The organism is Caballeronia sp. GAWG2-1, from assembly GCF_023631405.1.
In the GTDB taxonomy this organism is placed as follows: domain Bacteria; phylum Pseudomonadota; class Gammaproteobacteria; order Burkholderiales; family Burkholderiaceae; genus Caballeronia.
In genome coordinates, this window is the sequence record NZ_JALQDD010000002.1 from 159,354 (window position 1) to 184,562 (window position 25,209).

A 25,209-nucleotide genomic window follows, 5' to 3' on the forward strand; every position below is an offset into this window, starting at 1 on the left:
TCGGTACGCCGCACGCTCAAGCCAGTCGTAAGTTTTCCCCAACGCGACGCCGCTCAACGCGCTCGTTCCTTCAAGCCGCTCCAAGCGCCTTGTTGAGCAATGCATCCAGCTCGGCAAAAGTCGGTTCGCCGACATAGCGCTTGAGAATCTTGCCGTCCTTGTCGACCACGAACGTCGTCGGCGTCAGTTGGACGTTGCCGAACTGTTTGGCGGCGCTGCCGTCGTCCATGGCGACCTTGAACGGCAGGTTGCGCGTCTGCGCATAGTTGCTGACGTACATCGGCGCGTCGTAATTCATGGCGACGGCCACGAATTCGAGCCCGCGACCCTTGAACTTGTTGTACGTGTCGATCATCTGGGGCATTTCCTTCATGCAGGTCTCGCAACTCGTCGCCCAGAAGTTGATGAGATAGACCTTGCCCTTGAGATCGTTCGATGTCGAAATCTTCTGCCCTGAAAGCAGCGTGAAGGTTGCATCGGGCACCTTCTGTTGTCCGCCGAACGCGAAATACCCCGTGCATGCGATCACGCCGGCGACGAGCGCCATTACAACGTAGCGCAACGGACTCTTGGCACGAGTCTGAGTATCTTGAGTGGCTTGGGACATGACAACCTCGAACGGCTCGTAGTCGAGCGAAGCGCCTTGTAAGGCGCAACTGCAATGGGAAAGTGCTGGTTATTTTAGCGCCAAACGTGCCGCGCAGTCGTGACGCATCCGGTCGGCCGAACGAAATCCGGGTATCGCGGCGCGATAATGATGCTTTTCACGCAACGGTCAGCCATGAAGAGAGTTCTTTCTGCGAATACGGCCAGTTTGCGCCGGTTTCTCGTGCGCAATATTCCGAATCGTTCCATGCGCGCACGTTCATTGAGCGCGATGGTGTGCGCATGTGTCGCATGCGGCGCGTTGATCGCGTGCACGCCGTCGTATGACTGGCGCACGATCATGAATAACGACGACGGCTACGAAGTCACGCTGCCCGCCAAGCCGCACGCCGAGGAGCGCAAGATTCAGATCGCCGGCCAGCCGATGACCATGCGCATGCAGACCGCCGAAGCCAATGACGCGGTTTTCGCAATCGGCACGGTTGTCCTGCCCAGCGCCGATCCCGCGTTGCAACGCGCCGCGCTCGATTTCCTCCAGCAAGGCCTCGCCCGTAACGTGAATGCCCAGCCGGCCGCGCGCGCGACGCAGATCGACCTTGCTGTCGGCGGTCGAGTGCTCGGCAGTGAGATGGAAGTCAAGGGACAAGGCGGGAATCAGCGCGAGAGCCGGACGATTCACGCGCGCTTCGTGGCGCATGGCGTGCACGTCTACCAAGTCGCGATTGTCTCGGACAAAGCGCCGCCTTCTGAACAGTCCGACCAATTCTTTTCTTCCTTCAAACTGTTTTAGAGGTAAACCTCGGTTTTCTGCGACTGCTCACTTAAGAGTGCTGCTCGTGAGGTTTACAAAGCCGAAGTTCATTCACAGCTTTGACGTCTAATGCCCGGATTTGTCAGGACTTTTTTCGCTATCCACAGAGTCTGTGGATAACTTTGTGGAAAACAGTGTCGGTGAGTCGCTGGAAGCCCGCTTCATGTGGCCGGGCTTACTTTGCCTCCCTTCATGGCAAGTTAAATAGTTCAATAAAATCAATGGTCTGTGCAATGCGTTCTGTCATGTAGGTTGATAGTAGGAAAAAGAAGGGCGGATCGGCTTGGTGTGCATAAGTCAAGTCTTGACAGGCAATATTTCGCGCCCGATGACCTTGAGGCTCATGCCGCAGGAAACGCGCGACGGTATTGCACGGCTTCCGCGACATGCGCCGCGGTCGGAATGTTCGCCCCGGATAGATCGGCAATGGTCCGTGTGACTTTCAAAACGCGGTAATAGCCGCGCGCCGACCATCCGAAGCGCTCGCTCGCGGCGCGCAGGAGCGCGGCGCCTTCGGCATCGGGTCGGCAGAGCGTGTCGGCATCGCGGCCGTCGAGTTCGCGATTGGTCTTGCCTTGCCGCGCGAGCTGGACGGCGCGCGCCGCCTCGACGCGTGAAGCCACCGTTGCGCTGGATTCGCCATGCTTGGCGCCGCGCGCCGAGAGTTCAGCGGGCGAGAGCGCAGGCAACTCGATCTGAATATCGATGCGATCGAGCAGCGGTCCCGACAACTTGCGCAGATAGCGCGCGGCGACGTCGGGTGAGCATCGGCAGCGTCCACCTGGATCGCCACGCCATCCACACGGACACGGATTCATCGCGGCGACGAGCTGACACGCGGCAGGAAACTCCGCCTGTTGCGCCGCCCGGGACACGGTGATGCAACCCGCTTCGAGCGGCTCGCGCAGCGTTTCGAGTACCTTGCGATCGAATTCGGGCAACTCGTCGAGAAAAAGCACGCCCAGGTGCGCAAGCGTGATCTCGCCCGGCTGCGGCGGATTTCGGCCGCCAACCAGCGCCACCGCGCTCGATGAATGATGTGGCGCGCGAAACGGCCGCCGCCTCCATTGCGCGGGCGTAAATCCGAGCGAGCTTGCCGACAGAATGGCGGCGGAGGCGAGCGCTTCGTCGTCGGTCATTGGCGGAAGCAGGCCGGGCAAGCGCGCGGCGAGCATGGATTTGCCCGCGCCGGGCGGCCCGACCATCAGCAGATGATGACCACCCGCCGCCGCAACCTCCAGCGCGCGACGCGCAGCCGAATGCCCGATGACATCCGCGAGATCGGGCGCGGTCGGCCGCGATGACGCATTCAATTGCGCAAAAGCCCGCGCGGGACGAAGCCGCGCATCCGGAACGCCGTTCAGATGCGCGCAGAGCGTCGGCAAATCCGCCGCGCCGAACACTTCGATGCCGGGCACCAGCGCGGCTTCGGAAGCACTTGCGAGCGGCACATAGATTTCCGGCGCACGCCCGCTCTCCGAACCGTTCGATGCATGGTGCCGCGCCGCTCCGCACACCATTGCGAATGCTCCGCGCATGGGCCGCAGCGCGCCGGTCAGCGAAAGCTCGCCAGCGAACTCACGATTTTCGAGCGACGCAGCCGGAATCTGTCCGCTCGCCGCCAGAATGCCGAGCGCGATAGGCAAGTCGAAACGTCCCGACTCCTTTGGCAAATCTGCCGGAGCGAGATTGACGGTGATGCGGTTGACGGGGAATTCCAGTCCGCAATTCTGCAGCGCGGCGCGCACGCGCTCGCGGCTTTCGCGAACTTCGAGATCGGGTAAGCCGACGATGGAGAACGACGGCAATCCGTTTGCGAGATGAACTTCGACGACCACTTCCGGCGCGCGCCCAGGGGCGGGCGCGCGGCTCTTGACCACGGCAAGCGACATGATTTCACCTGAAACGGCGCGCGCTCGAAGGCGGCGCCGGCAATGAGACTAGGACTTCACGGCTCGCCGGCCGAGGTCGACAGTGGCTAAAGCCGTCAGTCCTGCGACGAGGAGACGCCCGGCTGGTGCTGCTCCAGTTGCGCGACGCGTTTTTCCAGCTCTTCCAGCCGGGCGCGCGTACGCACGAGCACCTGAGTCTGCGTGTCGAATTCTTCGCGGGTCACGAGATCGAGCTTCGAGAAGCCCTGCGAAAGCATGGCTTTCACATTTTTCTCGACGTCTTTAGCAGGCGAATTCTTGAAGAGCTCGCTCATCTTCTGCTGCAGGTCATTGAAAACGTCGTTGGGCTGCTTCATCGTTTCTCCCTTTGCACAAAAAAAGTGCATTCATTGTTAGGTCAGTGCCCCGGCCGGTTGCATGATCGATTTTGGTGCATTCGTCACGCACTGCCGGGCACATTCGAGGCGCCGCGATTTTAGCGCTCCCGCGCTCCCGCGTTTTCCGCCTTTGCCCCTTTTAACGGGACCTTGCGAGCACTCTAGCAACGAACCCACCCCGGCGCCAGCAGGTACGGCGCGCGTTAGCCGTTCGGCAGATCCCTTGCGCGCGCCTGTCGTGAAATCGTGCAAAGCCCCGTGAGCACTCGATTGGCATACGAGTTGCATAAGTGGCGCGGACCTTTTCTGCACGCTTCTTTCAGCGGCCCGACAGGACGGACGTGGGCTTGCAACCGAGGCATCCCGCTTTAGAAGGCATCGAAGGATCAGAGGCACACCACAGCGAGGGATACATGAAGCTCATTACCGCAATCATCAAGCCGTTCAAGCTCGACGAAGCGCGCGAAGCGCTCTCGGCGATCGGCGTCTCGGGCATCACGGTGACCGAGGTAAAAGGCTTCGGCCGCCAGAAAGGTCACACCGAACTTTATCGGGGCGCGGAATACGTCGTCGATTTCCTGCCGAAGGTGAAGATCGAAGCGGCCGTGTCGGACGACATCGTCGATCAGGCGATCGAAGCGGTCGAACGCGCGGCGCGCACGGGAAAAATCGGCGACGGCAAGATCTTCGTCACGGCAATCGAACAGGTCATTCGTATTCGTACCGGTGAGACCGGCGCGGACGCGCTCTAAGAAAAGAAATCGGCGATAAGAGGAAACCGAAGAATGCGTAACTTTTTGATGTCATTGCTGGTGGCGGGCGCCCTGGTCGGCGCCAATGTCGGCACCGCACTCGCCCAGGACGCGTCCGCTCCGGCCGCTGCCTCGGCACCCGCGGCCGACGCCGCATCGGCGCCTGCAAGCGCACCGGCCAGCGCCAACACGGCGATGGCTTCGTCGGCGGAAGGCGCTTCCGCAGCGGCGGCAGCTTCCGACGCCGCTCCCGCCGCGCCGACCGAACCATTCTCGGTCGATTCGTCGAAGATCAGCTCGGGCGATACCGCCTGGATGCTCACCTCGACCGCACTCGTGCTGTTCATGACGGTTCCGGGCCTCGCGCTGTTCTACGCAGGCATGGTTCGCAAGAAGAACGTGCTGGCAACGGTAATGCAGAGCTTCGCAATCTGCTGTCTCGTCACGATCATCTGGACGGTCGTGGGCTACAGCATCGCGTTCACGCCGGGCAATTCGTTCCTGGGTGGCTTCTCGCGCGTGTTCCTGCACGGCATGAACTACATCAAGGGCGACAAGGCCACGACGCTGACCGTCAGCCATCTGGCATCGACGATTCCGGAATCGGTCTACTTCGTCTACCAGATGACGTTCGCGATCATCACCCCGGCGCTCATCACCGGCGCGTTCGCCGACCGGATGAAGTTTTCCGCGATGCTCGTGTTCATGACGCTGTGGTCGATCATCGTCTACTCGCCGATCGCGCACATGGTCTGGGAACCGACCGGCTGGCTGGCAGGCGCGGGCGTGCTCGACTTCGCGGGCGGCACGGTGGTTCACATCAACGCCGGTATCGCGGGCCTGATGTGCTGTCTGGTGCTCGGCAAGCGCGTCGGCTACGGCCGTGAAGTGATGGCGCCGCACAACCTCGTGCTCTCGCTGATCGGTGCATCGATGCTGTGGGTGGGCTGGTTCGGCTTCAACGCGGGTTCGGCAGTCGCGGCTGACGGCCGTGCCGGCTTCGCCATGCTCACGACGCAGATCGCCACCGCATTCGCCGCCTTCGGCTGGATGTTCGCGGAATGGATTTCGAAGGGTAAGCCTTCGGTGCTCGGCATCATCTCGGGCGCGGTTGCAGGTCTCGTTGCAGTGACGCCGGCTTCGGGCTTCGTGGGCGTGACGGGCGCTATCGTGATCGGCATCGTGGCGGGCGTGGTCTGCTTCTGGTCGGCGACGTGGCTCAAGCACAAGTTCGGTTACGACGATTCGCTCGATGCGTTCGGCGTGCACGGCGTGGGCGGGATCATCGGCGCATTGCTGACGGGCGTGTTCGCAGTGAAGGACATCGGCGGCTTCGATGGCAATGTCATCGTGCAGGCGAAGGGCGTGCTGGTCACGCTGGTCTATAGCGGCGTCGTCAGCTTCGTGCTGCTCAAGATCATCGACATGGTCATGGGTCTGCGCGTGACGGAAGAAGAGGAACGCGAAGGTCTCGACGTCACGCTGCATGGCGAGCACGTCGAATAAGGGATTTGAGCCGCGATCCGGCGTGCCGCGAGAGGGCGCGCCGGTTCTCCTCCGCTCGGCGCATGTCGCCGGGGCGACGGCAAACGAACGAGCGCAGCGACTTGGCCCGCCTTCATGGCGGGTTTTTTTTCGTCCGCGCGATACGTCGGGTTTTCGTCCAACGCGGCTCGCGCCGCAAATTGCCCGAATTGCCTGTGCAGATTGCCGCGATGGGCCGCAAAGCCTTGCTAAATGGCGGTCCATACCCAGTTAGGCAGGGCAATTGCTCTACAATCTTTCGTCCCTGTATCGGCTGGAACGATCGCCTTGGCGGTTGCCTAGTCCCACGCAAAACGCTGTCCACGAGAAATCAATGGTTCCGCACTTAGTTACGGCGTTAAGTGGCCCGCTGCTCGACCTCGAGCGGAAAATTCTCGAGGCTACGCCTTCCATCGAACGGTGGTTCCGTCTCGAATGGCAGGAGCACACGCCGCCGTTTTACTGTTCCGTCGACCTGCGTAACGCCGGTTTCAAGCTCGCGCCCGTCGACACTAATCTCTTTCCCGGCGGCTTCAACAATCTGCCGCACGAAGTGCTTCCGCTTGCCGTGCAGGCGGCGATGGCGTCCATCGAAAAAATTTGTCCGGACGCGAAGAATCTGCTCGTGATTCCGGAGCGGCATACGCGTAACGCGTTTTATCTGGAGAACGTTGCGCGGCTCGCGACCATCATGCGTCAGGCGGGACTCAACGTCCGCTTCGGCACGCTCGATGAAAACATCCACGGGCCCGTGACCATTCCGCTCGCCGATGGCCAAAAGGTCGTCCTCGAACCGCTCGAACGCACGCCGCGCCGTCTCGGCTTGAAGAATTTCGATCCGTGCTCGATCCTGCTCAACAACGATCTTTCCGCCGGCATTCCGCCCGTGCTCGAAAATCTGCACGAGCAATACATCCTGCCGCCGTTGCATGCGGGCTGGGCGGTGCGCCGCAAGTCGACGCACTTCTCCTGCTATGACGATGTCGCGAAAAAGTTCGCGAAGCTCGTCGAGATCGATCCGTGGATGGTGAACCCGTACTTCGCGCACGTCGAAGGCGTGGATTACGAGGCGCGCACGGGCGAGGAAGCGCTGGCCGAGGCAATCGACGGCGTTATCAAGAAGGTCGCGAAGAAGTACCGCGAGTACGGCATCAGCGAGAAGCCGTATGTCGTCATCAAGGCCGATGCCGGCACGTACGGCAAAGGCGTGATGACCGTGCACGACGCAAGCGAGGTAGCCGCATTGACCAAGCGCGAGCGCACGCGCATGAACGACGCGAAGGAAGGCCTGCAGGTGCACGATGTGATCGTGCAGGAAGGCGTGCACACATTCGAGCGCGTGGAGAATGCGGTGGCGGAGCCGGTCGTGTATATGATCGACCGGTACGTGGTCGGCGGGTTTTATCGCGTGCACGACTCGCGCGAACGCGACCAGAACCTCAACGCGCCCGGCATGCATTTCGTGCCGCTCGGCTTCGAGCACACCGCGCTGCCGGATGCGCATGCGAAGCCCGGCGCCGCGCCGCCGAACCGCTTTTACATGTATGGCGTGGTGGCCAGGCTTGGGTTGCTGGCGGCATCCGTGGAACTCGAGAAGACCGACCCGGAAGCGATTCAGGTCTGAGTGCATAATGCCCTGCTCTCGTGGCCAATACTCATGGCCACGGTCACTAGCCCAAGCGAATACACATGGACATTCTCTTCATCGCCGATCCGCTCGATCGTTTCAAGATCTATAAAGACACGACCTACGCGATGATGGCCGAAGCCGCGCGGCGCGGTCACGTGCTGTACGCATGCGAGCCGCAGCATCTGGCGTGGACGGGCACGACGGTCGACGCGAGCGTGCGACGCATTGCGATTGTCGGCGACGAAGCGAACAGCGACCGCTGGCCGTGGTTCGCGGCGGAACAGGCGGAGCATTTGCCGCTCACGCGTTTCGGCGCGGTGCTGATGCGCAAAGACCCGCCGTTCGACCTCGAATATGTCAACGCAACCTGGCTGCTCGAAATCGCGGAACGTGCCGGCGCGCGCGTTTTCAACAAACCGCAAGCCATTCGCGATCATTCGGAGAAGCTGGCTATTGCCGAATGGCCGCAATACGTGGCGCCCACGCTCGTCACGCGCGATGCGGCTCGCCTGCGCGGCTTTCACGCGGAACATGGCGATGTCATTCTGAAACCGCTCGATGGCATGGGCGGCATGGGCGTGTTCCGCGTGAAAGCGGACGGCATGAACCTCGGGTCCATCATCGAGATGTTGAGCGAAGACGGCGCGCGCACGGTGATGGCGCAGAAGTTCATCCCCCAGATCACGGACGGCGACAAGCGCATTCTGGTGATCGGCGGTCAGCCGGTGCCGTATTCGCTGGCGCGTATTCCCCAGGGCAACGAGGTGCGCGGCAATCTGGCGGCGGGCGGTCTTGGCCGTGCGCAACCGCTGTCGGCGCGCGATCGCGAGATTGCTGAAACGCTTGGGCCAATTCTTGAAGCACGCGGGCTTTTGCTGGCCGGCCTCGATGCCATCGGCGATTACCTGACGGAAGTCAACGTGACGAGCCCGACATGTTTCCGCGAAATCATGGATCAGACGGGCTTCGACGTTGCTGGAATGTTCATCGACGCGCTCGAACGCGCGGTCGGCTAAACAGCCTTTCGAGCGTTAGCCAACGCTCGAATTGGCGCACTGCAAAAACATAATCGCCGACGCTGTTACAATTATTTCCCGGTTGCTTGCAAGTTTTAGGGTTGGAACGTGCTTTTTCCGGTCTTAAACTGTGTTTAAGAGTGCAAGCGTAAGCTGTGGTAATGGTGGAACGGTGTCTGGCGTAAGGCGGTTGATTTTCGGCCCGCGTGCGACCATATAGGCATCGATCCCGCGCCGCTCGCGCGTTTTCGAGCGATCTCTAGACGCCGGCAACCCTGGCGTCGTTACAGAGGCAGCAATCCTGACATGGCTGGCATTCTGATCATCGCGCATGCTCCGTTCGCTACCGCGCTACGCGAGTGTGTCGCGCACATTTACGGCGGCTTGCCCGCACGCATCGGCGTTGTCGACGTAACGCCCGACTGCGATCCCGTCGAAGTCCGCGCGTTCGCGCGCTCGGAACTCGACCGTCTGCGAGAAGACAATGGCGCCATCGTGCTCACCGACGTCTTCGGCGCGACGCCCGCGAACATCGCGGCGAGTCTCGCGGAAACGGACGTGCGCGTGCTCGCAGGCGTCAATTTGCCGATGCTCGTGCGCGCCGTGTGTTATCGCGCGACTCCCATCGACACGCTTACCGAAAAAATTCTGCAAGGCGGCTCGAAAGGCATCCAGGAACTGGATTCCTCCACGCCGCTGAATCCTTGCGCGCTCGCGACGAAGGCTGCCGGTTCGCAAGATCCGGCGTGCTCCGCGAGTGCCGATCTCGTCGCCGCGAAGGCCGCGAGTCACTGACGCCGCTCAATTCATCCACTAGCGCCCGGAGCATCATGCTGCAACAGGAAACAACGATCGTAAACAAGCTGGGACTCCACGCGCGGGCATCGGCGAAGCTCACGCAACTGGCCGGTAGCTATCAGTCGGAAATCTGGATGAGCCGTAACGGTCGCCGGATCAACGCCAAGAGCATCATGGGCGTGATGATGCTGGCAGCAGGTATCGGCAGCACGGTGACCATCGAAACCGAAGGCGCCGACGAAGCCGATGCGATGAAAGCGATCCTCGCGCTTATCGCCGACAAGTTCGGGGAAGGGCAGTAAGCGCTTCATCCCGCATCGGAAGTAGCCAACGAAAAGCCGCGCTTCGAGCGCGGCTTTTTTGCGTCCGCGTTCTTTGCAGGACAAACGGCCGCGCCTCGCTGCGACGGCCGTTCGGCGACCGCGGCCTCATTCGAACTTATAATGCTAGCGCGGTCCTAAGCGCCTGCCGCAGGCCCCTAGAGACCGCGCAGAAACTACAGAGGAGGTGCGCGTGTCGTTCACGCTGCATGGAATTCCCGTCTCACGAGGCATCGCCATTGGGCGAGCGTATCTGATCGCGCCTGCGGCGCTCGATGTCGCTCACTATCTTATCGATCCCGACCAGATCGACGCTGAAATCGCGCGGTTTTATGCCGCGCAAGCGGGCGTGCTCGCCGAACTCGAAACGCTTCGCAACGACCTGGCCGCGGACGCGCCTGGCGAAATGACAGCGTTCATCAACGTTCACATGATGATCCTGAACGACGCCATGCTCGTGCAGGAAGTCATCGATCTGATTCGCACGCGGCGCTACAACGTCGAATGGGCGCTCACCGAACAACTCGAAATCCTGAGCCGCTATTTCGACGAAATCGAAGACGAGTATCTGCGCGAACGGAAGGCGGATATCGAGCAAGTGGTGGAACGGCTGCTCAAGGCGCTTGCAGGCGCGCCGACCACTGCATCGATGGTGGCGCATACGGTTGCGAGCAACGGTCACAACGAGATGATCGTCGTCGCGCACGACATCGCGCCGGCCGACATGCTGCAGTTCAAGACGCAAGCATTCAAAGGTTTCGTCACCGATCTCGGCGGCCGCACGTCGCATACGGCGATCGTCGCGCGTAGTCTCGGCATTCCCGCGTCGGTCGGCGTGCAGCAGGCGAGCGTGCTGATTCGTCAGAACGATCTCATCATCGTGGACGGCGATCACGGCATTGTCATCGTCGATCCCGCGCCGATCGTGCTCGAAGAGTATTCGTACCGGCAAAGCGAAAAGGTGCTGGAGCAGCGCAAGCTGCAGCGCCTCAAGTTTTCGCCGACGCAAACCTTATGCGGCACGAAGATCGAGCTGTGCGCGAACATCGAACTGCCCGAGGATGCGAAGGTCGCGGTGGAAGCGGGCGCGATGGGCGTCGGCCTCTTTCGCACCGAGTTTCTCTTCATGAATCATAAGAACCAGTTGCCGGAGGAAGAGGAGCAGTTCGAGGCCTACAAGCGCGCGATCGAACTGATGAACGGCAAGCCGGTGACCATTCGCACGATCGATGTCGGCGCGGACAAGCCACTCGATTCGATGAGCGCCGGCGACGGCTACGAAGTCGCGCCGAACCCGGCGCTCGGGCTGCGCGCCATTCGCTGGAGTCTGTCCGAGCCGCAAATGTTCATGACGCAACTGCGCGCCATCTTGCGCGCATCCGCGTTCGGTCCGACCAAGATTCTGATTCCAATGCTCGCGCACGCGCAGGAGATCGATCAGACGCTCGATCTGATCCGCGAGGCGAAGCGTCAACTCGACGACGCGGGCATCGCCTACGACCGCCAGATTCAGGTCGGCGCGATGATCGAGATTCCCGCCGCCGCCATCGCCGTGCGGCTCTTCCTGAGCCGGCTGGATTTTCTGTCGATCGGCACCAACGATCTGATTCAATACACGCTCGCCATCGACCGCGCGGATAACGCGGTCGCGCATCTGTACGATCCGCTGCATCCGGCCGTGCTGAATTTGATCGCGTTCACGCTGCGCGAAGCGAAGCGCGCCGGCGTGCCGGTTTCGGTGTGCGGTGAGATGGCGGGCGACCCGACGGTCACGCGCTTGTTGCTCGGGCTCGGTCTGACCGAGTTTTCGATGCATCCGAGCCAGTTGCTTGTCGTGAAGCAGGAAATCTTGCGCTCGAATCTCAAGGCATTCGATAAGCCCGTAGCGGACGTGCTCGCGGCTTACGAGCCGGATGAATTGCAAGCAGCGTTGGCGCGGCTTCAGAAGATTTGAGGCTTACGAAGCACGCGCATGCCGCTCGCCGCAGACCACGCAATCGGCCTGGCGCGCGATCTTCATCGTGTTCCACTCCATGCGCAGTGAATCCAGCATCATCAGCCGGCCGGCGAGCGTTTCGCCGAAGCCGCCGATCACGCGTAGCGCCTCCGCCGCTTGCATTGCGCCAATGATGCCCACGGTCGGCGAGAACACGCCCATCGTCGAACACGCGACTTCCTCGAACGCCTGATCCGGCGGAAACACGCATGCATAACACGGCGATTGCTCCGAGCGGAAATCGAATGTGCTGATCTGCCCGTCGAAACGCAAGGCCGCGCCCGACACGAGCGGGACGCCATGCGCGACGGACGCGGCGTTGATTGCGTGACGCGTGGCGAAGTTGTCGCTGCAATCCAGCACGACCGACGCGCCCGGCACGTTGGCATCGAGCCAGGCCGCGTCGGCACGCGCGTTGACCGCTTCGATCTCGACATCCGGATTCAGCGCGTTGAGCGTCGCGCGCGCGGATTCCACTTTGGCCTCTCCGACCGAACGCGTTGCGTGCACGATCTGCCGTTGCAGATTCGTGAGGTCGACGGTATCGGCATCGACGAGGGTCAGCTTGCCGATTCCCGCTGCCGTGAGATACATCGCGGCAGGCGCGCCTAGGCCGCCCGCGCCGACGATGATCGCGTGAGCATCGAGAAAGCGCTGCTGCGCTTCGATGCCGATTTCATCGACGAGAATATGGCGGGAATAGCGGAGAAGTTGGTCGTCGTTCATCGAGCGGGCGCGTGGCAACGCGCTGTCTGTGCTGCGAAGGAAACGCCATGGAAGTGGCGCGCTTGAGGCGGATATTCTAAGCGCGCGCGGAAGGAAAGGCTTCGCGGCGCGTGACCGCGAAGCCTTACTGCTGATGTTGCCCTGCCTCTTACTTCGACTGAGCCGTGGGCGACGAAGCCGGTTCCGCGCCCGATGCCGGCGCCGAACCCGGCGTGGCCGGCAGCGCGGGCGCCGCAACCACCGGCGCCGAAGCCGAACGTCCCGGCTTGTTCTGTGCGAGCTTGCGTTCGCTGTACGACTTCGATTCGACGACCGTCTTGCCCTCCAGCTTGTTCAACGCCTGCGCAAGCATGAAGTCGTCCGAACTGCCGAACTCCACCGGCTTGCGTTCGCGATCCTTGCGACGCTGCTCCGGCGTTTTCTTGTCGTTCTGCTCTTCGAGAATGCGCAGTTGTTCCAGGCGGTCCTGCTCGCGCTGTTCGGATTCCTTCTTCTCGTTCGGGTCTTGCGTGTTGGCGAGGTGATTCGAATAATCGACTTCGCGCGTGACGAGCGCGTCGTCGGGGTCGCCATCCGCGTATTGATCCACCGGCACATCGGGGCGCACGCCCTGGTTCTGGATCGACTTGCCGCTCGGCGTGTAGTAGTACGCCGTTGTCAGACGCAGCGCGGTGTCCGCGGTCATCGGGCGAACCGTCTGCACCGAGCCCTTGCCGAAGGTCGTCTTACCGACGATCAGCGCGCGGTGATGATCCTGCAACGCGCCCGCCACGATTTCCGATGCCGACGCCGAGTAGGCGTTGGTCAGCACGACCATCGGCACCTTCTTGAAGATGTCCGGCACGCTCTTCAGCGGATCGGAATCGAAGGAGGGCAAACGATAGTTGTCGTAGGTGTCGCGGAAAGTCTGCTTCGCGTCCGCGATCTGGCCGTTGGTCGACACGACCACCGAGTTGTCCGGCAGGAATGCGCCCGCCACGCCGACCGCGCTCTGCAACAGACCGCCGCCGTTATTGCGCAGGTCGAGCACGAGGCCCTTCAGGTTCGGTTGTTGACGCGCGAGATCCTGCAGCTTGGCCGCGAGGTCCGGCACCGTGCGTTCCTGGAAGCTCGTGATGCGGATATAGCCATAGCCCGGCTCAGGCACCTTCATCTTGACCGACTGCACGCGGATGAGCGCACGCGTGACGGTGAGCGGGAACGTGCGGTCGTCGCTCTTGCGGAAGATGGTGAGCGTGACCTTGGTGCCCGGTTCGCCGCGCATTTGCTTGACGGCCTTGTCGAGCGTCATGCCGCGCACCGGCTTGTCGTTGATGCGCGTGATGAGGTCGCCCGGACGAATGCCGGCACGGAACGCAGGCGTGTCTTCGATAGGCGAGATGACCTTGATGAGACCGTCTTCCGAGGAAATCTCGATGCCGAGGCCCGCGAAACGGCCCTTGGTCTGTTCCTGAAGCTCTTCGTAATCGGTCTTGTCGAGATACGACGAGTGCGGATCGAGGCTCGACACCATGCCCTTGATGGCGGCGGTGAGGAGCTTCTTGTCATCGACGGGTTCGACGTATTCGTGCTTGATCTGCCCGAAGACTTCGGCGAAGAGCCGCAATTGATCGAGCGGCAGCGGCGATGAGGCCGCTTGCTGGGCGGACGCGGAAATCTGCAGAGTTGCAAGTGCGCCGGCAGCAACGCCCGCGGCTATGAGACCGAAGTTTTTCAGGTTCTTTCGCATAGAGGAGTGCGTTTGGAAAACGAATGGGCTGCATCGTGGGTGACGGGCCAGTATACCCGCTCACCTTCAATGACGACTTAAACGCAACTTAAATGCCCGGGCACGCAGCGCTTGAAACAGCGGGCCCTGCGACGAATGTGTCGGGCGCGACGGAAGACTGTCAGCGAGCGGACATCGGCGCGCGGACCGCCGTGGTCCGCGCATGCAAAGCGCTTGTCGTGCTTATCCCGCCTTGCCCTGCTTGGCGACAGCCGCCTGCGCCGCCGCGATGGCGTCCGGATCGCCCAGGTAGTAATGCTGGATGGGCTTCAGGTTCTCGTCCAGTTCATATACGAGCGGGACGCCGTTCGGGATGTTCAGTCCGACGATGTCGTCGTCCGAAATATTGTCCAGATACTTCACGAGCGCACGGATGGAATTGCCATGCGCCGAGATCACGACCTGTTTGCCCGACTTGATGGCCGGCGCGATTGACTCGTTCCACATGGGCAGCACGCGCGCGACCGTGTCTTTCAGGCACTCGGTAAGCGGCAGTTGTTCACGCGGCACGCGGGCATAGCGCGGGTCGTTGAAGGAAGCGCGTTCGTCGTCCGGATTCAGCGCGGGCGGCGGCGTGTCGTAGCTGCGGCGCCAGACGAGCACCTGGTCGTCGCCGTACTTCTTCGCGGTCTCGGCCTTGTTCAGCCCGGCAAGCGCGCCATAGTGACGCTCGTTCAGACGCCACGAATGAACGACCGGAATGTACATCTGGTCCATTTCGTCCTGCACGTGCCAGAGCGTGCGGATGGCGCGCTTGAGCACGGAGGTATAAGCGATGTCGAAGGTATAGCCCGCTTCCTTCAGCAGCACGCCTGCCTGGCGTGCCTCGCGATTGCCCTGCTCGGTCAGGTCGACATCCACCCAGCCGGTGAAGCGGTTTTCCTTGTTCCACGTCGATTCGCCGTGGCGGATGAGCACTAGCTTGTACATGTTTGTAGGTCGGTCAGTTAGGAAGCGGTGCGCCGATCGCACCCCCGATATCCTGCCCACGCGCGCGGGGTGCCGCCATCGGCCGGATGGACAAGGCCATCGCGGTAGACGGTTATTTTATAATGTTCGGATTGCCCTCATTTCCCTTTCTTCCTTCATTACTACCTTTCGGCGGCCCTCGACGTGAAGTTTTTCACTGATTACACGAATCTCGCACTCATCGCGATTGCGCTCATCTCCGGCGCGCTGCTGCTTTGGCCTGTCCTCATGCGGCGCGGCCGTGGCGGCATTTCGGCCGCTGAAGCCGTTACGCTCATCAACCGGCGCAACGCCGTGGTTGTCGATTTGCGGCCCGCGTCCGAGTTCGCGCAGGGCCATTTGCCGTCGGCCCGCAATATCGAGCAGACGGAGCTCCAAGCAAAAATTGGCCAGATCGCCAAAAATAAAGGCAATCCGGTCGTGCTCGTGTGCCAGACCGGTCAACAATCGCAGCGTGCCAGCCGCGCCGTTTCGGAGGCTGGCTACGCTGAGGTCCATGTTTTGCAAGGCGGTGTGGATGCCTGGCAAAAGGCCGGAATGCCGGTCGTGAAACAAGGAGCAGTCAAGTGAACAAAGTCCTCATGTACAGCACCCAAGTGTGCCCGTATTGCCAGATGGCCGAACGTCTTTTAAAGTCCCGCGGGGTCGAAAATATCGAGAAGGTGCTGATCGACCGTGAGCCGGGCCGTCGCGAGGAAATGATGACGCGCACCGGCCGCCGGACCGTGCCGCAGGTTTATATCGGCGACACGCACGTCGGCGGATATGACGATCTTTCGGCGCTGGACCGCAAGGGCGGTCTCGTGCCGCTTCTCGAGTCGGCCTGACACCACCGCGCGCCGCTCGCGCATTGCGCCGGCGGCGAAGGCGCGCACGCCGAGAGACAGGCGCGCCGAACTTCGAATCATCTAGGAAACCATTATGTCCGACGAGAATAACCAACCGTTTTTCAACATCCAGCGCATTTATCTGAAGGATATGTCGCTCGAGCAGCCGAACTCGCCCGCCATCTTCCTCGAACAGGACATGCCTGCGGTTGAGGTCGAAGTCGATGTCAAGGCCGACCGTCTGGCTGAAAGTGTCTTCGAAGTGCTGGTAACAGGCACGGTTACGGCCAAAGTCACGGACAAGGTGGCATTCCTGATCGAAGCAAAGCAGGCAGGTATCTTCGACATTCGCAATATTCCGGCTGAACAGATCGACCCGCTCGTCGGCATTGCGTGCCCGACCATCCTGTTCCCGTACCTGCGCTCGAATATCGCCGATGCGATCACCCGCGCCGGTTTCCCGCCGATCCACCTCGCCGAAATCAACTTCCAGGCCTTGTACGAGCAGCGCCTGTCGCAACTTGCGGGCTCGCAGGAAGGCACGGCGAACGGCGCGACGCACTGACGCTTAACGTATCAACCAGTCTGGTCTCACTCTGCCTAACCGGAGCCGAGCATGAAAGTAGCCGTCCTCGGCGCCGGCGCGTGGGGCACCGCATTAGCGGGCCACCTCGCGGCACGGCACGACACGTTGCTCTGGGCGCGCGATGGCGCGCTCATCGAATCGCTTACCCAAACGCATGAAAACGCGCGATATCTCGCGGGCGTAGGCCTGCCAGAAGCGCTGGCGTATTCCGCCGATTTCAACGCGGCCCTCGCGCACGCCGCCGCTGACGACGCGTTGTGCGTCGTCGCGACGCCCGTCGCGGGCCTGCGCGCCATGTGCCGCTCGATGCGCCAGGCGGGAATCGTTCCCGCGCATATTCTCTGGCTATGCAAGGGCTTCGAAGCGGATATGCAGTGCCTTCCGAACGAGGTCGTCGCGGCCGAATTGCCTGACCATGTCAGTAACGGCACGCTGTCGGGTCCGAGTTTCGCGCGCGAAGTCGGACGTGGTTTGCCAGTTGCGCTGACAGTTGCGAGCGCATCGGCGACCTTGGGCACGCGCACCGTGACCGCGTTCCATCATGGCGCCATGCGCATCTATACCGGCGACGATATCGTAGGCGTCGAAGTGGGCGGCGCGGTGAAAAACGTGCTCGCCATCGCCACCGGCATCTCCGATGGCCTCGGCCTCGGCCTCAACGCGCGCGCGGCGCTCATCACGCGCGGTCTCGCGGAAATGTCGCGGCTCGGCGTCGCATTGGGCGGGCGCGCGGAGACTTTCACCGGTCTCACGGGCCTCGGCGACCTGATTCTTACCGCAACCGGCGACCTTTCGCGCAACCGCACGGTCGGCGTGCAACTGGCGAGCGGCCGCACGCTCGACGAGATTCTCGCGGCGCTTGGGCATGTAGCTGAGGGCGTGCGCTGCGCGCGCGCGGTTCTTTCGCTTGCGCAGTCGCGTGGCATCGACATGCCGATCACACAGGCGGTATGCCGCGTACTTTTCGATAACGTCACGCCGCGCCACGCGGTGCAGGCGCTGCTCAGCCGGGACGCGAAGGCCGAGTAGCTTTTAGTCTGCGTCGCGACGCGGACCGAAGCGGTTCACGACGCTCACTCGCCGCCGTCGAATCCTGCCTGACGCCACGCCTCGAACGTGACGATTGCCACCGTGTTCGACAAATTCAGGCTGCGGTTGCCCGGACGCATGGGCAGGCGCACGCGTTGTTGCGTCGGAAAACCATCCAGCAAGTCGGCCGCAAGACCGCGTGTTTCCGCGCCGAACACAAACCAGTCGCCGGGCTGGAACGCGTGATCGAAAAAGGGCGTCGAGCCGCGCGTGGTAAAGGCAAACATGCGCGCTGGGTCGGGCGTTTCCTTCGCGAGGAAGGCGCTCCAGTTGGCGTGCACGTTCATCTCCGCGTACTCGTGATAATCGAGACCAGCGCGGCGCATTTTGGCGTCGTCGAGCGGAAAGCCGAGCGGCTCGATCAGATGCAAACGCGCGCCCGTGTTGGCGCACAGGCGGATCACATTGCCGGTGTTCGGCGGAATTTCGGGCTCGACGAGTACGACGTTGAACATGGATTGCAGTGGTGGATTGGTTAATCTTTGGGGGTGCGCAGCGCCACGAAATTGCTGACGCGCCGCGCGCCCGCCAGCTTCAACGTGCGCGCGAGGGCATCGAGCGTGGCGCCGGAGGTCATCACGTCATCGACCACGCCGACATGCTTGCCGCGCACGTCGCCCTTTACTTCGAACGCGGATGCAACGTTGCGGCGGCGCGTATCGAGATCGAGCTTGGATTGCTGCGCGGTGTCGATTCTGCGCACGACGAGCGCGGCGTCACCGTGAACGCGCATGCGACGCGCGAGCGGATGCGCAATCGCCCACGCCTGGTTGTAGCCGCGCGCGGCAAGGCGCTGGCGCGATAGCGGCACCGGCACGATCACGTCGGGTAAAGGCAGATCGCTGTCATCGAACAACGCAGCGAGATGCCGCGCGAATGTCGCGCCTGTCGCCAGCCGCGCGCGAAACTTCAACTCGACGGCCAGTGTGTCGAGTGGCGCGCGATAGTCGGCAAGCGCGATCGTGTCATTGAACGCAGGCGGATTGTCGAGGCACGCCGCACAGTGCATCCGCGTATCTTCGCGTTCTCTGTCCAGCGCAAACGCCGCCAGCGGAAGCGCGCAGGTCGAGCACCTCAGGCGCGACTCGTTCCAGTACTGGCCGTCACAATCGCTGCACACTACGTCTTGCGACAAATTGCCGCATAACGCGCATTGGCTGGGCAGCGCGGCATCGAGCAGCCGTTTCCCAAGTCCGCGCGCGGTTATCGCGACGCGTGCGGATGACGGGAAGAAATGGCTGAAGACATTCATGGCGGCGCGGACGAATGGTAGGCAACAGGCAACGAACTCGGACGAGCGCATGCACGTGCGGAGAAACAATCGGAACGGTTATGCCCCGTATCGGCCCTAAGCACGGGCTGATTTCAAGACGACCGAGTATACTTCGCACTCTTCGCGAATAGATCGTCATGTCCCAAACGCCCCCTCAAACTAGCCGACCGGCCTATGATTCGCGCCGTTTGCGCGCGATCTTCGACCGTCGCGCCGCGACTTTCGACGAAGTCGCGTTCCTGCCTCGCGAGATTGCCGGCCGGATGCGCGAGCGCCTCGAATACATCAAGGTCGCGCCGACGCGCGTGCTGGATGCGGCGTGCGGCATGGGCGCGGATCTGCCCGCGCTGCGCGAGCGCTTTGCGGAGGCATCGGTACTGGGTGTCGATATTTCTTCCGCGATGCTCGCGCGCGCCCGCGATGCGGAATCGGCGGAAGCCGAAGCCGGCGCGGGCTGGCGGCGGTTCCTGCCGGCCACGCTCGCCAAGGCCTTCGGCGCGCGCGGACCGCAACTCGCGCAGGCGGATTTCTCCGAGCTGCCGTTCGCATCGGGCGCGTTCGAGATGCTCTGGTCGAACCTCGCGCTGCACTGGCATTCGCGGCCCGACCTCGTTTTCCCTGAGTGGCAACGCGTGCTGAAGGTCAACGGCCTTCTCATGTTCAGCACCTTCGGCCCAGACACGCTGCGTGAACTCGCCGCGGCGTATCGCGAGGCCGAGCGCATGCTGGGCTTGCCGCCGCAGCCGCATACGATCGATTTCGTCGACATGCACGACTTGGGCGACATGCTGGTGGAAAGCGGCTTCGAGATTCCCGTGATGGATCAGGAGGTGCTCACCATCACTTACCGTTCGCCGGAATCCTTGCTTGCCGATGTCACGCGCTGGGGTGCTTATCCGTTCGAACGAAGCGCGGCCGCAGACTCGCAAATCGACGTGAAAGCCAGACGCAGCGCGGTTCACAGCGCGCTCGAAGCCTTGCGTCGCGACGACGGAACGATCCCGCTCACGTTCGAAGTGATCTACGGTCACGCATGGAAAGCGGTGCCGCGCACAACCGCCGAAGGTCACGGAATCATTCGGCTGGAAGATATAGGACGAGGCCCAAAACGGAATCGGTGACGGGGTAAAGAGGGCGTCAGTTATGTCTGAAATTTGCGGGCAAAAGCAGCGCCAAAAGGTGCGTCAAAAGGGCGCAGAAGCTTGTGGCGCTTGGGTTTCAGACGTTACGACCCTTGCTTGTGGATACTACCCGACGCGCCTATAATGCGTCAGTTTGTCGCCCGGGCTGTGACAAATTTGGGCGAAATCCGAGCAAAAGTATGTGATTGCATGCGGATGGAAAGGAGGCGGCGATGCAAGCAAGCCACGCGCTGACAGACGACGAGCCAGTCATCAAAGACTGGCTGATGAAACGGAACTGCTCCGCTTCGCCGCGTCAGTTCGTGGTCTTTTATCTGTCGCTGGCGCTGTTTTCCTTTCTCATCGCAACGCTCTTGTTTCTGAACGGCGCCTGGCTGGTGCTGCCGTTCACCGGGATCGAGCTGACCGTGGTCGGCGTCGCGTTTCTCATCTACGCGCGGCACGCAGTCGACTACGAACGAATCCGGTTGTTTGAAAACCGCTTGTTGATCGAGCAGATGAACGCCGAGGAACTGACGCAGTTCGAATTCAATCCGCGCTGGGTGCGGGTCGAAACGGGCGCGACGCCGAGAGAGCCGCTCACGATCGTGTCGCGCGGTCAATCGGTGAAAATCGGACAACACCTTGCACAGCATCGTCGCAAACAATTTGCTGCCGAGCTGCGAGCGTCGCTGAGACGCTCTGCTTAAGAGGCATGATGTGGCCTGACGGCTCGGCGCGATGCCCACGGGGGTCGAGGGTTTGAATGGAAATTTTGGGTAAGGATGCTATGAAAACAATCAAGCGAGCCCTCTCGGGCGTGCTGGCGGCAGGCGCACTGCTGAACGCCGGCGTAGCCCTGGCGGTCAACGACAGTCCTGGCGGCCCAGCTGTAAACGAGCTGAACTTTCAGCCGCCAGTGACGAAGATCGCCGAGGAGCTCTACGGCCTCCATACGTTCATGCTCATCATCTGTCTCGTCATTTTTCTTGGCGTGTTCGGGGTGATGTTCTATTCGCTCATTGCGCACCGCAAGTCCAAAGGCCACAAGCCCGCTAATTTCCACGAAAGCACCACGGTCGAAATCATCTGGACGATCGTGCCGTTCGTCATCGTCGTGTTGATGGCGCTGCCGGCCACCAAGGCCGTCGTCGCAATGAAGGACACCAGCAACGCCGACCTCACCGTCAAAGTCACCGGCTACCAATGGAAATGGGGCTACGACTACGTGAAGGGTCCGGGCGAGGGCATCAGCTTCCTCTCCACGCTCACCACGCCGCGTAGCGAAGTGAACGGCCAGAAGCCGATCTCCGAGTTGTACCTGCAGGAAGTGGACAATCCGCTCGTCGTGCCGGTCGACAAGAAAATTCGCATCATCACCACAGCGAACGACGTCGTTCACTCGTGGTACGTGCCGGCCTTCGGCGTGAAGCAGGACGCCATTCCCGGCTTCGTGCGCGACACCTGGTTCAAGGCCGAGAAAATCGGCACTTTCCGTGGCTTCTGTACCGAACTCTGCGGCAAGGAACACGCGTACATGCCGGTGGTCGTCGAAGTGCTTTCCGCCGACGACTACGCGAAGTGGGTCGACACGCAAAAGAAGAAACTGGCCGCATCCGCCGACGATCCCAACAAGACCTACACGATGGACGAGCTGAAGACGCGCGGCGCGGCAGTCTACGCGTCGAACTGCGCGGTCTGCCACCAGCCGACCGGCAAGGGCGGCGGTCCGTTCCCGGCGCTCGACGGCAGCAAGGTTGCCAACGGCCCGATCGCGGACCACGTGAGCATCGTGCTGCACGGCAAGGGCGCCATGCCGCCGTGGCAGAGTACGCTCAACGATGTCGAGATCGCATCGGTCATCACTTACGAGCGCAATACCTGGGGCAACCATACGGGCGACATTCTGCAGCCGAAGCAAGTTGCCGACGCGCGCAATGGCAAGATGCCCGAAGGCGGCGGTCAGAAGACAGCGGCTGCGGCAACGCCCGAAGCCGCAAGCGCGGCGCCGGCTGCGGCGGCGTCCGGTGCCGAGGCAACGGCGAGCGCCAATCTGCCCGCGAGCATCTATTTCGAAACGGGCAAGAGCACGCTGCCCGCGGAAGCCAACGACGCGGTTCAGGCCGCAGCGGCCTATGCCAAGGCGCATCCCGAAGCGAAGCTCGCTATTTCCGGCTTCACGGATGCCTCCGGCGGCGCAGACCTGAACGCGGAACTTGCCAAGCAACGCGCGCAAGCCGTGCGCGACGCGTTGAAGGCAGCAGGTGTATCGGAAGATCGTATCGTGTTGAAAAAGCCCGAGTCCGTCACGGGCGGCACGGATGCGAAGGAAGCCCGTCGCGTAGAAATCAGTCCGGCTGCTTGACCTGACGAGCGCACCTTTCCCTCATCGCAACACTGCGAGCCACGGAAAGGTCCGCTTCATAGCCAAGTGCCCCGAGTATTTGCTTTAGGAGATGATTGTCATGTCTAGCATCGGACACGATGTAGCCGCGGGTCACGACCACGCGCACGACGACCATGCGCACGAGTTGCCGCATGGCTGGCGCCGGTGGCTTTTCGCCACCAACCACAAGGACATCGGGACGCTGTACCTGTTGTTCTCCTTCATCATGTTCCTCTCCGGAGGCGTGATGGCGCTTGGCATTCGTGCCGAGCTGTTCGAGCCGGGACTGCAGATCATGCGTCCCGAGTTCTTCAACCAGTTGACCACCATGCACGGCCTCATCATGGTGTTCGGCGCGATCATGCCGGCGTTCGTCGGCTTCGCGAACTGGATGGTGCCGCTGCAGATCGGCGCGTCGGACATGGCGTTCGCGCGCATGAACAACTTCAGCTTCTGGCTCCTGCCGGTCGCCGCGGTTCTGCTGGTCGGCTCGTTCTTCGTGCCGGGCGGCGCGACCGCAGCGGGCTGGACGCTTTACGCGCCGCTTTCCACGCAGATGGGCCCGGGCATGGACTTCGCCATCTTCGCGGTCCACATCATGGGTGCGTCGTCGATCATGGGCGGCATCAACATCGTCGTGACGATCCTGAACATGCGCGCGCCCGGCATGACGCTCATGAAGATGCCGATGTTCGCATGGACGTGGCTCATTACCGCGTACCTGCTGATCGCCGTGATGCCGGTTCTGGCAGGCGCCATCACCATGGTGCTGTTCGACCGTCACTTCGGCACGTCGTTCTTCAATGCGGCAGGCGGCGGCGATCCGGTCATGTACCAGCATATCTTCTGGTTCTTCGGACACCCCGAGGTCTACATCATGATCTTGCCGGCGTTCGGGATCGTCTCGCAGGTGATTCCGGCGTTCTCGCGCAAGCCGCTTTTCGGCTATAGCTCGATGGTGTACGCCACGTCGTCGATCGCGATTCTCTCGTTCATGGTCTGGGCGCACCACATGTTCGCCACGGGCATGCCGGTGACGGGCCAGCTGTTCTTCATGTATGCGACCATGCTGATCGCCGTTCCGACGGGCGTGAAGGTGTTCAACTGGGTCGCGACGATGTGGCGCGGCGCGCTGACGTTCGAGACGCCGATGCTCTTTGCAATCGGCTTCCTGTTCGTGTTCACGATGGGCGGCTTCACGGGCCTGATCCTCTCCATGGCCCCGCTCGACATCCAGATGCACGGCACTTACTACGTGGTGGCGCACTTCCACTACGTGCTGGTGGCGGGTTCGCTTTTCGCGCTGTTCGCGGGCTGGTACTACTGGGCGCCTAAGTGGACTGGCTGGATGTATAACGAGATGCGCGGCAAGATCCACTTCTGGGCGTCGCTGATCTTCTTCAACATCACTTTCTTCCCGATGCACTTCCTGGGTCTCGCCGGCATGCCGCGTCGCTATGCGGATTACCCGGCGCAGTTCACGGACTTCAACCAGGTTGCGACCATCGGTGCGTTCGGATTCGGTCTCGCGCAGGTGTACTTCCTGTTCGCGGTCGCGCTGCCGACGTATCGCGGCGGTGGTGAGCTGGAAAAGGCAGGCGACAAGCCGTGGGATGGCGCGGAAGGACTGGAATGGACCGTGCCGAGCCCGGCGCCGTTCCATACCTTCGAGCAACCGCCGACGGTCGAATAATAGTCTGGTTTCGAAGGCTGCAAGGCTTCGCTCCGAAGCCTTGCAGTCACAAAGATCAAAGGAAGCATGGCCCCGAATCCACAAAAAAGACGTTCGCCCGAAGAAATCCGCGCGGGCAACAAGCGGCTCGGTTTGATCATGATGTTGATTGCCGCCGTCTTCTTTCTGGGTATCGTCGTCAGGCAATACCTGTTGTCGCGAGGGTAGGAAAGCCAAGTGTCCACTCAGGATGATTCTCAAGTCGACCGGTCGTTCAATCGGTCGATGCTGGTGAAGCTCTTCGTCGTTGCCGCGATGATGTTCGGCTTCGGCTTCGCCCTGGTGCCGATGTATAAGGCAATCTGCCAGATCACCGGCATCAACAATCTCGTGCAGCGCGATGCGAGCGCGCGCGAGGCGAAGAACACGCAGGTCGACGCGAGCCGCACGATTTCCATCGAGTTCGATGCGAACGCTCGCGGTCCGCTGCAGTTCAAGCCGGAGCAGAACAGTCTCGACATCCACCCCGGCGAAGTGATGACGGTGATGTACCAGGTGACCAACGAGCAAGGCCGCACGGTGAAGGCGCAGGCCATTCCGAGCTATGCGCCGAAGCAGGCCACCGAGTACTTCAAGAAAATCGAATGCTTCTGCTTCACGCAGCAGACGCTCGGGCCCAACGAGACGAAGCGCATGCCGGTGGTGTTCGTCGTGGACCCGAAGCTGCCGAAGGACGTCAAGACGATCACGCTGTCGTACACGTTCTTCGAACTCGACACACCGAAACCCGCGGCCAAGGGAACGTGATGATCATGAACCCAGAAGCACGAAATGGACGCAATGGACGTGACGGACGCAATGGCGGCGGTTTCCTGAAGCTCGTGAAGGCGGTGTTCTGGTCATTCTTCGGCGTGCGCCGCCGGGCGGATCTGGAAAACGACGCCGCGCAGTTGAAGCCGCTGCATCTGATCGCGGCGGGGGTGATCGGCGCGGTGGTGTTCATCGTCGTATTGCTGCTGGTGGTGCGCGCGGTAGTCGGATAGACGAAACGTCGGGCGAGCGGTCGAACG

General features: G+C 61.8%; 27 protein-coding genes. 19 read left to right on the top strand and 8 right to left on the bottom strand.

The window, feature by feature from the left end; all coding sequences use genetic code 11:
* Nucleotides 1–70: 70 nt before the first annotated feature.
* Nucleotides 71–607, bottom strand: a complete 537-nt coding sequence (locus tag NCR98_RS01140) for a peroxiredoxin family protein (protein WP_250462782.1) — start codon at nt 605–607, stop codon at nt 71–73.
* A 246-nt stretch (nt 608–853) separates the two neighbouring features.
* Here NCR98_RS01140 and NCR98_RS01145 point away from each other — a divergent pair, with 246 nt between their 5' ends.
* Nucleotides 854–1,396 (top strand): hypothetical protein, encoded by a 543-nt coding sequence (locus NCR98_RS01145; RefSeq protein WP_250525318.1) that lies wholly within the window; start codon nt 854–856, stop codon nt 1,394–1,396.
* 362 nt (nt 1,397–1,758) lie between these two features.
* On the opposite strand, the gene NCR98_RS01150 is transcribed toward NCR98_RS01145, so the two are convergent.
* Nucleotides 1,759–3,309, bottom strand: coding sequence for a YifB family Mg chelatase-like AAA ATPase (locus NCR98_RS01150; RefSeq protein WP_250525319.1), 1,551 nt, complete (start codon nt 3,307–3,309; stop codon nt 1,759–1,761).
* 95 nt (nt 3,310–3,404) lie between these two features.
* Nucleotides 3,405–3,665, bottom strand: a complete 261-nt coding sequence (locus NCR98_RS01155) for an accessory factor UbiK family protein (protein ID WP_250525320.1) — start codon at nt 3,663–3,665, stop codon at nt 3,405–3,407.
* Nucleotides 3,666–4,099: 434 nt separating this feature from the next.
* On the opposite strand from NCR98_RS01155, the gene NCR98_RS01160 reads away from it, so the two are divergent.
* From NCR98_RS01160 to ptsP, 7 genes are all read left to right on the top strand, one after another.
* Nucleotides 4,100–4,438 (top strand): P-II family nitrogen regulator, encoded by a 339-nt coding sequence (locus NCR98_RS01160; protein ID WP_014190273.1) that lies wholly within the window; start codon nt 4,100–4,102, stop codon nt 4,436–4,438.
* A gap of 33 nt (nt 4,439–4,471) precedes the next feature.
* Nucleotides 4,472–5,944 (top strand): ammonium transporter, encoded by a 1,473-nt coding sequence (locus NCR98_RS01165; protein WP_244826862.1) that lies wholly within the window; start codon nt 4,472–4,474, stop codon nt 5,942–5,944.
* A 352-nt stretch (nt 5,945–6,296) separates the two neighbouring features.
* Nucleotides 6,297–7,586 carry a glutamate--cysteine ligase gene (gene gshA / locus NCR98_RS01170; RefSeq protein WP_250525321.1) on the top strand — a complete coding sequence of 430 codons (1,290 nt, stop codon included), beginning with the start codon at nt 6,297–6,299 and terminating at the stop codon, nt 7,584–7,586.
* A gap of 65 nt (nt 7,587–7,651) precedes the next feature.
* Nucleotides 7,652–8,608, top strand: coding sequence for a glutathione synthase (gshB, locus tag NCR98_RS01175; RefSeq protein ID WP_250525322.1), 957 nt, complete (start codon nt 7,652–7,654; stop codon nt 8,606–8,608).
* A 306-nt stretch (nt 8,609–8,914) separates the two neighbouring features.
* Nucleotides 8,915–9,403 (top strand): PTS sugar transporter subunit IIA, encoded by a 489-nt coding sequence (locus tag NCR98_RS01180; protein ID WP_244826865.1) that lies wholly within the window; start codon nt 8,915–8,917, stop codon nt 9,401–9,403.
* 35 nt (nt 9,404–9,438) lie between these two features.
* Complete coding sequence (locus NCR98_RS01185; RefSeq protein WP_244826866.1) at nt 9,439–9,708, top strand: HPr family phosphocarrier protein; 270 nt, start codon at nt 9,439–9,441, stop codon at nt 9,706–9,708.
* A gap of 211 nt (nt 9,709–9,919) precedes the next feature.
* Nucleotides 9,920–11,680 carry a phosphoenolpyruvate--protein phosphotransferase gene (gene ptsP, locus NCR98_RS01190; RefSeq protein ID WP_244826867.1) on the top strand — a complete coding sequence of 587 codons (1,761 nt, stop codon included), beginning with the start codon at nt 9,920–9,922 and terminating at the stop codon, nt 11,678–11,680.
* A gap of 3 nt (nt 11,681–11,683) precedes the next feature.
* On the opposite strand, the gene NCR98_RS01195 is transcribed toward ptsP, so the two are convergent.
* The 3 genes from NCR98_RS01195 to gpmA all read right to left on the bottom strand — a co-directional run bounded on the left by NCR98_RS01195 (nt 11,684) and on the right by gpmA (nt 15,146).
* Nucleotides 11,684–12,448, bottom strand: coding sequence for a HesA/MoeB/ThiF family protein (locus tag NCR98_RS01195; protein WP_250525323.1), 765 nt, complete (start codon nt 12,446–12,448; stop codon nt 11,684–11,686).
* Between the two features lie 148 nt (nt 12,449–12,596).
* On the bottom strand, nt 12,597–14,177 hold the full coding sequence (locus tag NCR98_RS01200) for a S41 family peptidase (RefSeq protein ID WP_244826869.1): 1,581 nt from the start codon (nt 14,175–14,177) through the stop codon (nt 12,597–12,599).
* Between the two features lie 222 nt (nt 14,178–14,399).
* Entirely contained in the window at nt 14,400–15,146 is a 747-nt protein-coding gene (gpmA, locus tag NCR98_RS01205) for a 2,3-diphosphoglycerate-dependent phosphoglycerate mutase (RefSeq protein ID WP_244826870.1), read from the bottom strand.
* A 183-nt stretch (nt 15,147–15,329) separates the two neighbouring features.
* Here gpmA and NCR98_RS01210 point away from each other — a divergent pair, with 183 nt between their 5' ends.
* The 4 genes from NCR98_RS01210 to NCR98_RS01225 all read left to right on the top strand — a co-directional run bounded on the left by NCR98_RS01210 (nt 15,330) and on the right by NCR98_RS01225 (nt 17,627).
* Nucleotides 15,330–15,755, top strand: coding sequence for a rhodanese-like domain-containing protein (locus NCR98_RS01210; RefSeq protein WP_244826871.1), 426 nt, complete (start codon nt 15,330–15,332; stop codon nt 15,753–15,755).
* Complete coding sequence (grxC, locus tag NCR98_RS01215) at nt 15,752–16,012, top strand: glutaredoxin 3 (RefSeq protein ID WP_244826872.1); 261 nt, start codon at nt 15,752–15,754, stop codon at nt 16,010–16,012. The genes NCR98_RS01210 and grxC overlap by 4 nt, the downstream gene beginning before the upstream one ends.
* Before the next feature lie 94 nt (nt 16,013–16,106).
* Nucleotides 16,107–16,577 carry a protein-export chaperone SecB gene (gene secB, locus NCR98_RS01220; RefSeq protein ID WP_250491717.1) on the top strand — a complete coding sequence of 157 codons (471 nt, stop codon included), beginning with the start codon at nt 16,107–16,109 and terminating at the stop codon, nt 16,575–16,577.
* A gap of 51 nt (nt 16,578–16,628) precedes the next feature.
* Nucleotides 16,629–17,627: an NAD(P)H-dependent glycerol-3-phosphate dehydrogenase gene (locus NCR98_RS01225; RefSeq protein ID WP_250525324.1), complete on the top strand. Its 999-nt coding sequence runs from the start codon at nt 16,629–16,631 to the stop codon at nt 17,625–17,627.
* Between the two features lie 44 nt (nt 17,628–17,671).
* Here the strand turns inward: NCR98_RS01225 and trmL are convergent, their stop codons facing one another.
* Both trmL and NCR98_RS01235 read right to left on the bottom strand, forming a co-directional pair.
* The gene (gene trmL / locus NCR98_RS01230; RefSeq protein ID WP_244826875.1) at nt 17,672–18,142 is read right to left on the bottom strand and encodes a tRNA (uridine(34)/cytosine(34)/5-carboxymethylaminomethyluridine(34)-2'-O)-methyltransferase TrmL; all 471 of its coding nucleotides are present in this window, start codon (nt 18,140–18,142) and stop codon (nt 17,672–17,674) included.
* Nucleotides 18,143–18,162: 20 nt separating this feature from the next.
* Entirely contained in the window at nt 18,163–18,939 is a 777-nt protein-coding gene (locus NCR98_RS01235; protein ID WP_250525325.1) for a ComF family protein, read from the bottom strand.
* A gap of 158 nt (nt 18,940–19,097) precedes the next feature.
* Here NCR98_RS01235 and NCR98_RS01240 point away from each other — a divergent pair, with 158 nt between their 5' ends.
* The 7 genes from NCR98_RS01240 to NCR98_RS01270 all read left to right on the top strand — a co-directional run bounded on the left by NCR98_RS01240 (nt 19,098) and on the right by NCR98_RS01270 (nt 25,182).
* Complete coding sequence (locus tag NCR98_RS01240; protein WP_250525326.1) at nt 19,098–20,081, top strand: methyltransferase domain-containing protein; 984 nt, start codon at nt 19,098–19,100, stop codon at nt 20,079–20,081.
* Between the two features lie 233 nt (nt 20,082–20,314).
* Complete coding sequence (locus NCR98_RS01245; RefSeq protein ID WP_244827953.1) at nt 20,315–20,791, top strand: DUF2244 domain-containing protein; 477 nt, start codon at nt 20,315–20,317, stop codon at nt 20,789–20,791.
* A 56-nt stretch (nt 20,792–20,847) separates the two neighbouring features.
* Complete coding sequence (gene coxB / locus NCR98_RS01250; protein WP_244826877.1) at nt 20,848–22,446, top strand: cytochrome c oxidase subunit II; 1,599 nt, start codon at nt 20,848–20,850, stop codon at nt 22,444–22,446.
* A 100-nt stretch (nt 22,447–22,546) separates the two neighbouring features.
* Nucleotides 22,547–24,160, top strand: a complete 1,614-nt coding sequence (ctaD, locus tag NCR98_RS01255) for a cytochrome c oxidase subunit I (RefSeq protein WP_244826878.1) — start codon at nt 22,547–22,549, stop codon at nt 24,158–24,160.
* Nucleotides 24,161–24,226: 66 nt separating this feature from the next.
* Nucleotides 24,227–24,367 (top strand): cytochrome oxidase small assembly protein, encoded by a 141-nt coding sequence (locus NCR98_RS01260; protein ID WP_244826879.1) that lies wholly within the window; start codon nt 24,227–24,229, stop codon nt 24,365–24,367.
* Nucleotides 24,368–24,376: 9 nt separating this feature from the next.
* Nucleotides 24,377–24,946 carry a cytochrome c oxidase assembly protein gene (locus NCR98_RS01265; RefSeq protein WP_244826880.1) on the top strand — a complete coding sequence of 190 codons (570 nt, stop codon included), beginning with the start codon at nt 24,377–24,379 and terminating at the stop codon, nt 24,944–24,946.
* Between the two features lie 5 nt (nt 24,947–24,951).
* The gene (locus tag NCR98_RS01270; protein ID WP_244826881.1) at nt 24,952–25,182 is read left to right on the top strand and encodes a DUF2970 domain-containing protein; all 231 of its coding nucleotides are present in this window, start codon (nt 24,952–24,954) and stop codon (nt 25,180–25,182) included.
* The last annotated feature ends 27 nt before the right edge of the window (nt 25,183–25,209 follow it).

Bases quoted from the DNA above. Each gene is read 5' to 3' on its own strand.
- NCR98_RS01145 (WP_250525318.1), top strand. From the start codon at position 854: ATGCGCGCACGTTCATTGAGCGCGATGGTGTGCGCATGTGTCGCATGC.
- gpmA (WP_244826870.1), bottom strand. From the start codon at position 15,146: ATGTACAAGCTAGTGCTCATCCGCCACGGCGAATCGACGTGGAACAAG.
- NCR98_RS01225 (WP_250525324.1), top strand. From the start codon at position 16,629: ATGAAAGTAGCCGTCCTCGGCGCCGGCGCGTGGGGCACCGCATTAGCG.
- NCR98_RS01180 (WP_244826865.1), top strand. From the start codon at position 8,915: ATGGCTGGCATTCTGATCATCGCGCATGCTCCGTTCGCTACCGCGCTA.
- NCR98_RS01140 (WP_250462782.1), bottom strand. From the start codon at position 607: ATGTCCCAAGCCACTCAAGATACTCAGACTCGTGCCAAGAGTCCGTTG.
- gshB (WP_250525322.1), top strand. From the start codon at position 7,652: ATGGACATTCTCTTCATCGCCGATCCGCTCGATCGTTTCAAGATCTAT.
- NCR98_RS01195 (WP_250525323.1), bottom strand. From the start codon at position 12,448: ATGAACGACGACCAACTTCTCCGCTATTCCCGCCATATTCTCGTCGAT.
- ctaD (WP_244826878.1), top strand. From the start codon at position 22,547: ATGTCTAGCATCGGACACGATGTAGCCGCGGGTCACGACCACGCGCAC.
- NCR98_RS01200 (WP_244826869.1), bottom strand. From the start codon at position 14,177: ATGCGAAAGAACCTGAAAAACTTCGGTCTCATAGCCGCGGGCGTTGCT.
- NCR98_RS01260 (WP_244826879.1), top strand. From the start codon at position 24,227: ATGGCCCCGAATCCACAAAAAAGACGTTCGCCCGAAGAAATCCGCGCG.
- NCR98_RS01165 (WP_244826862.1), top strand. From the start codon at position 4,472: ATGCGTAACTTTTTGATGTCATTGCTGGTGGCGGGCGCCCTGGTCGGC.
- NCR98_RS01240 (WP_250525326.1), top strand. From the start codon at position 19,098: ATGTCCCAAACGCCCCCTCAAACTAGCCGACCGGCCTATGATTCGCGC.
- trmL (WP_244826875.1), bottom strand. From the start codon at position 18,142: ATGTTCAACGTCGTACTCGTCGAGCCCGAAATTCCGCCGAACACCGGC.
- gshA (WP_250525321.1), top strand. From the start codon at position 6,297: ATGGTTCCGCACTTAGTTACGGCGTTAAGTGGCCCGCTGCTCGACCTC.
- NCR98_RS01160 (WP_014190273.1), top strand. From the start codon at position 4,100: ATGAAGCTCATTACCGCAATCATCAAGCCGTTCAAGCTCGACGAAGCG.
- NCR98_RS01245 (WP_244827953.1), top strand. From the start codon at position 20,315: ATGCAAGCAAGCCACGCGCTGACAGACGACGAGCCAGTCATCAAAGAC.
- NCR98_RS01270 (WP_244826881.1), top strand. From the start codon at position 24,952: ATGAACCCAGAAGCACGAAATGGACGCAATGGACGTGACGGACGCAAT.
- secB (WP_250491717.1), top strand. From the start codon at position 16,107: ATGTCCGACGAGAATAACCAACCGTTTTTCAACATCCAGCGCATTTAT.
- NCR98_RS01155 (WP_250525320.1), bottom strand. From the start codon at position 3,665: ATGAAGCAGCCCAACGACGTTTTCAATGACCTGCAGCAGAAGATGAGC.
- NCR98_RS01150 (WP_250525319.1), bottom strand. From the start codon at position 3,309: ATGTCGCTTGCCGTGGTCAAGAGCCGCGCGCCCGCCCCTGGGCGCGCG.
- coxB (WP_244826877.1), top strand. From the start codon at position 20,848: ATGGAAATTTTGGGTAAGGATGCTATGAAAACAATCAAGCGAGCCCTC.
- NCR98_RS01235 (WP_250525325.1), bottom strand. From the start codon at position 18,939: ATGAATGTCTTCAGCCATTTCTTCCCGTCATCCGCACGCGTCGCGATA.
- NCR98_RS01185 (WP_244826866.1), top strand. From the start codon at position 9,439: ATGCTGCAACAGGAAACAACGATCGTAAACAAGCTGGGACTCCACGCG.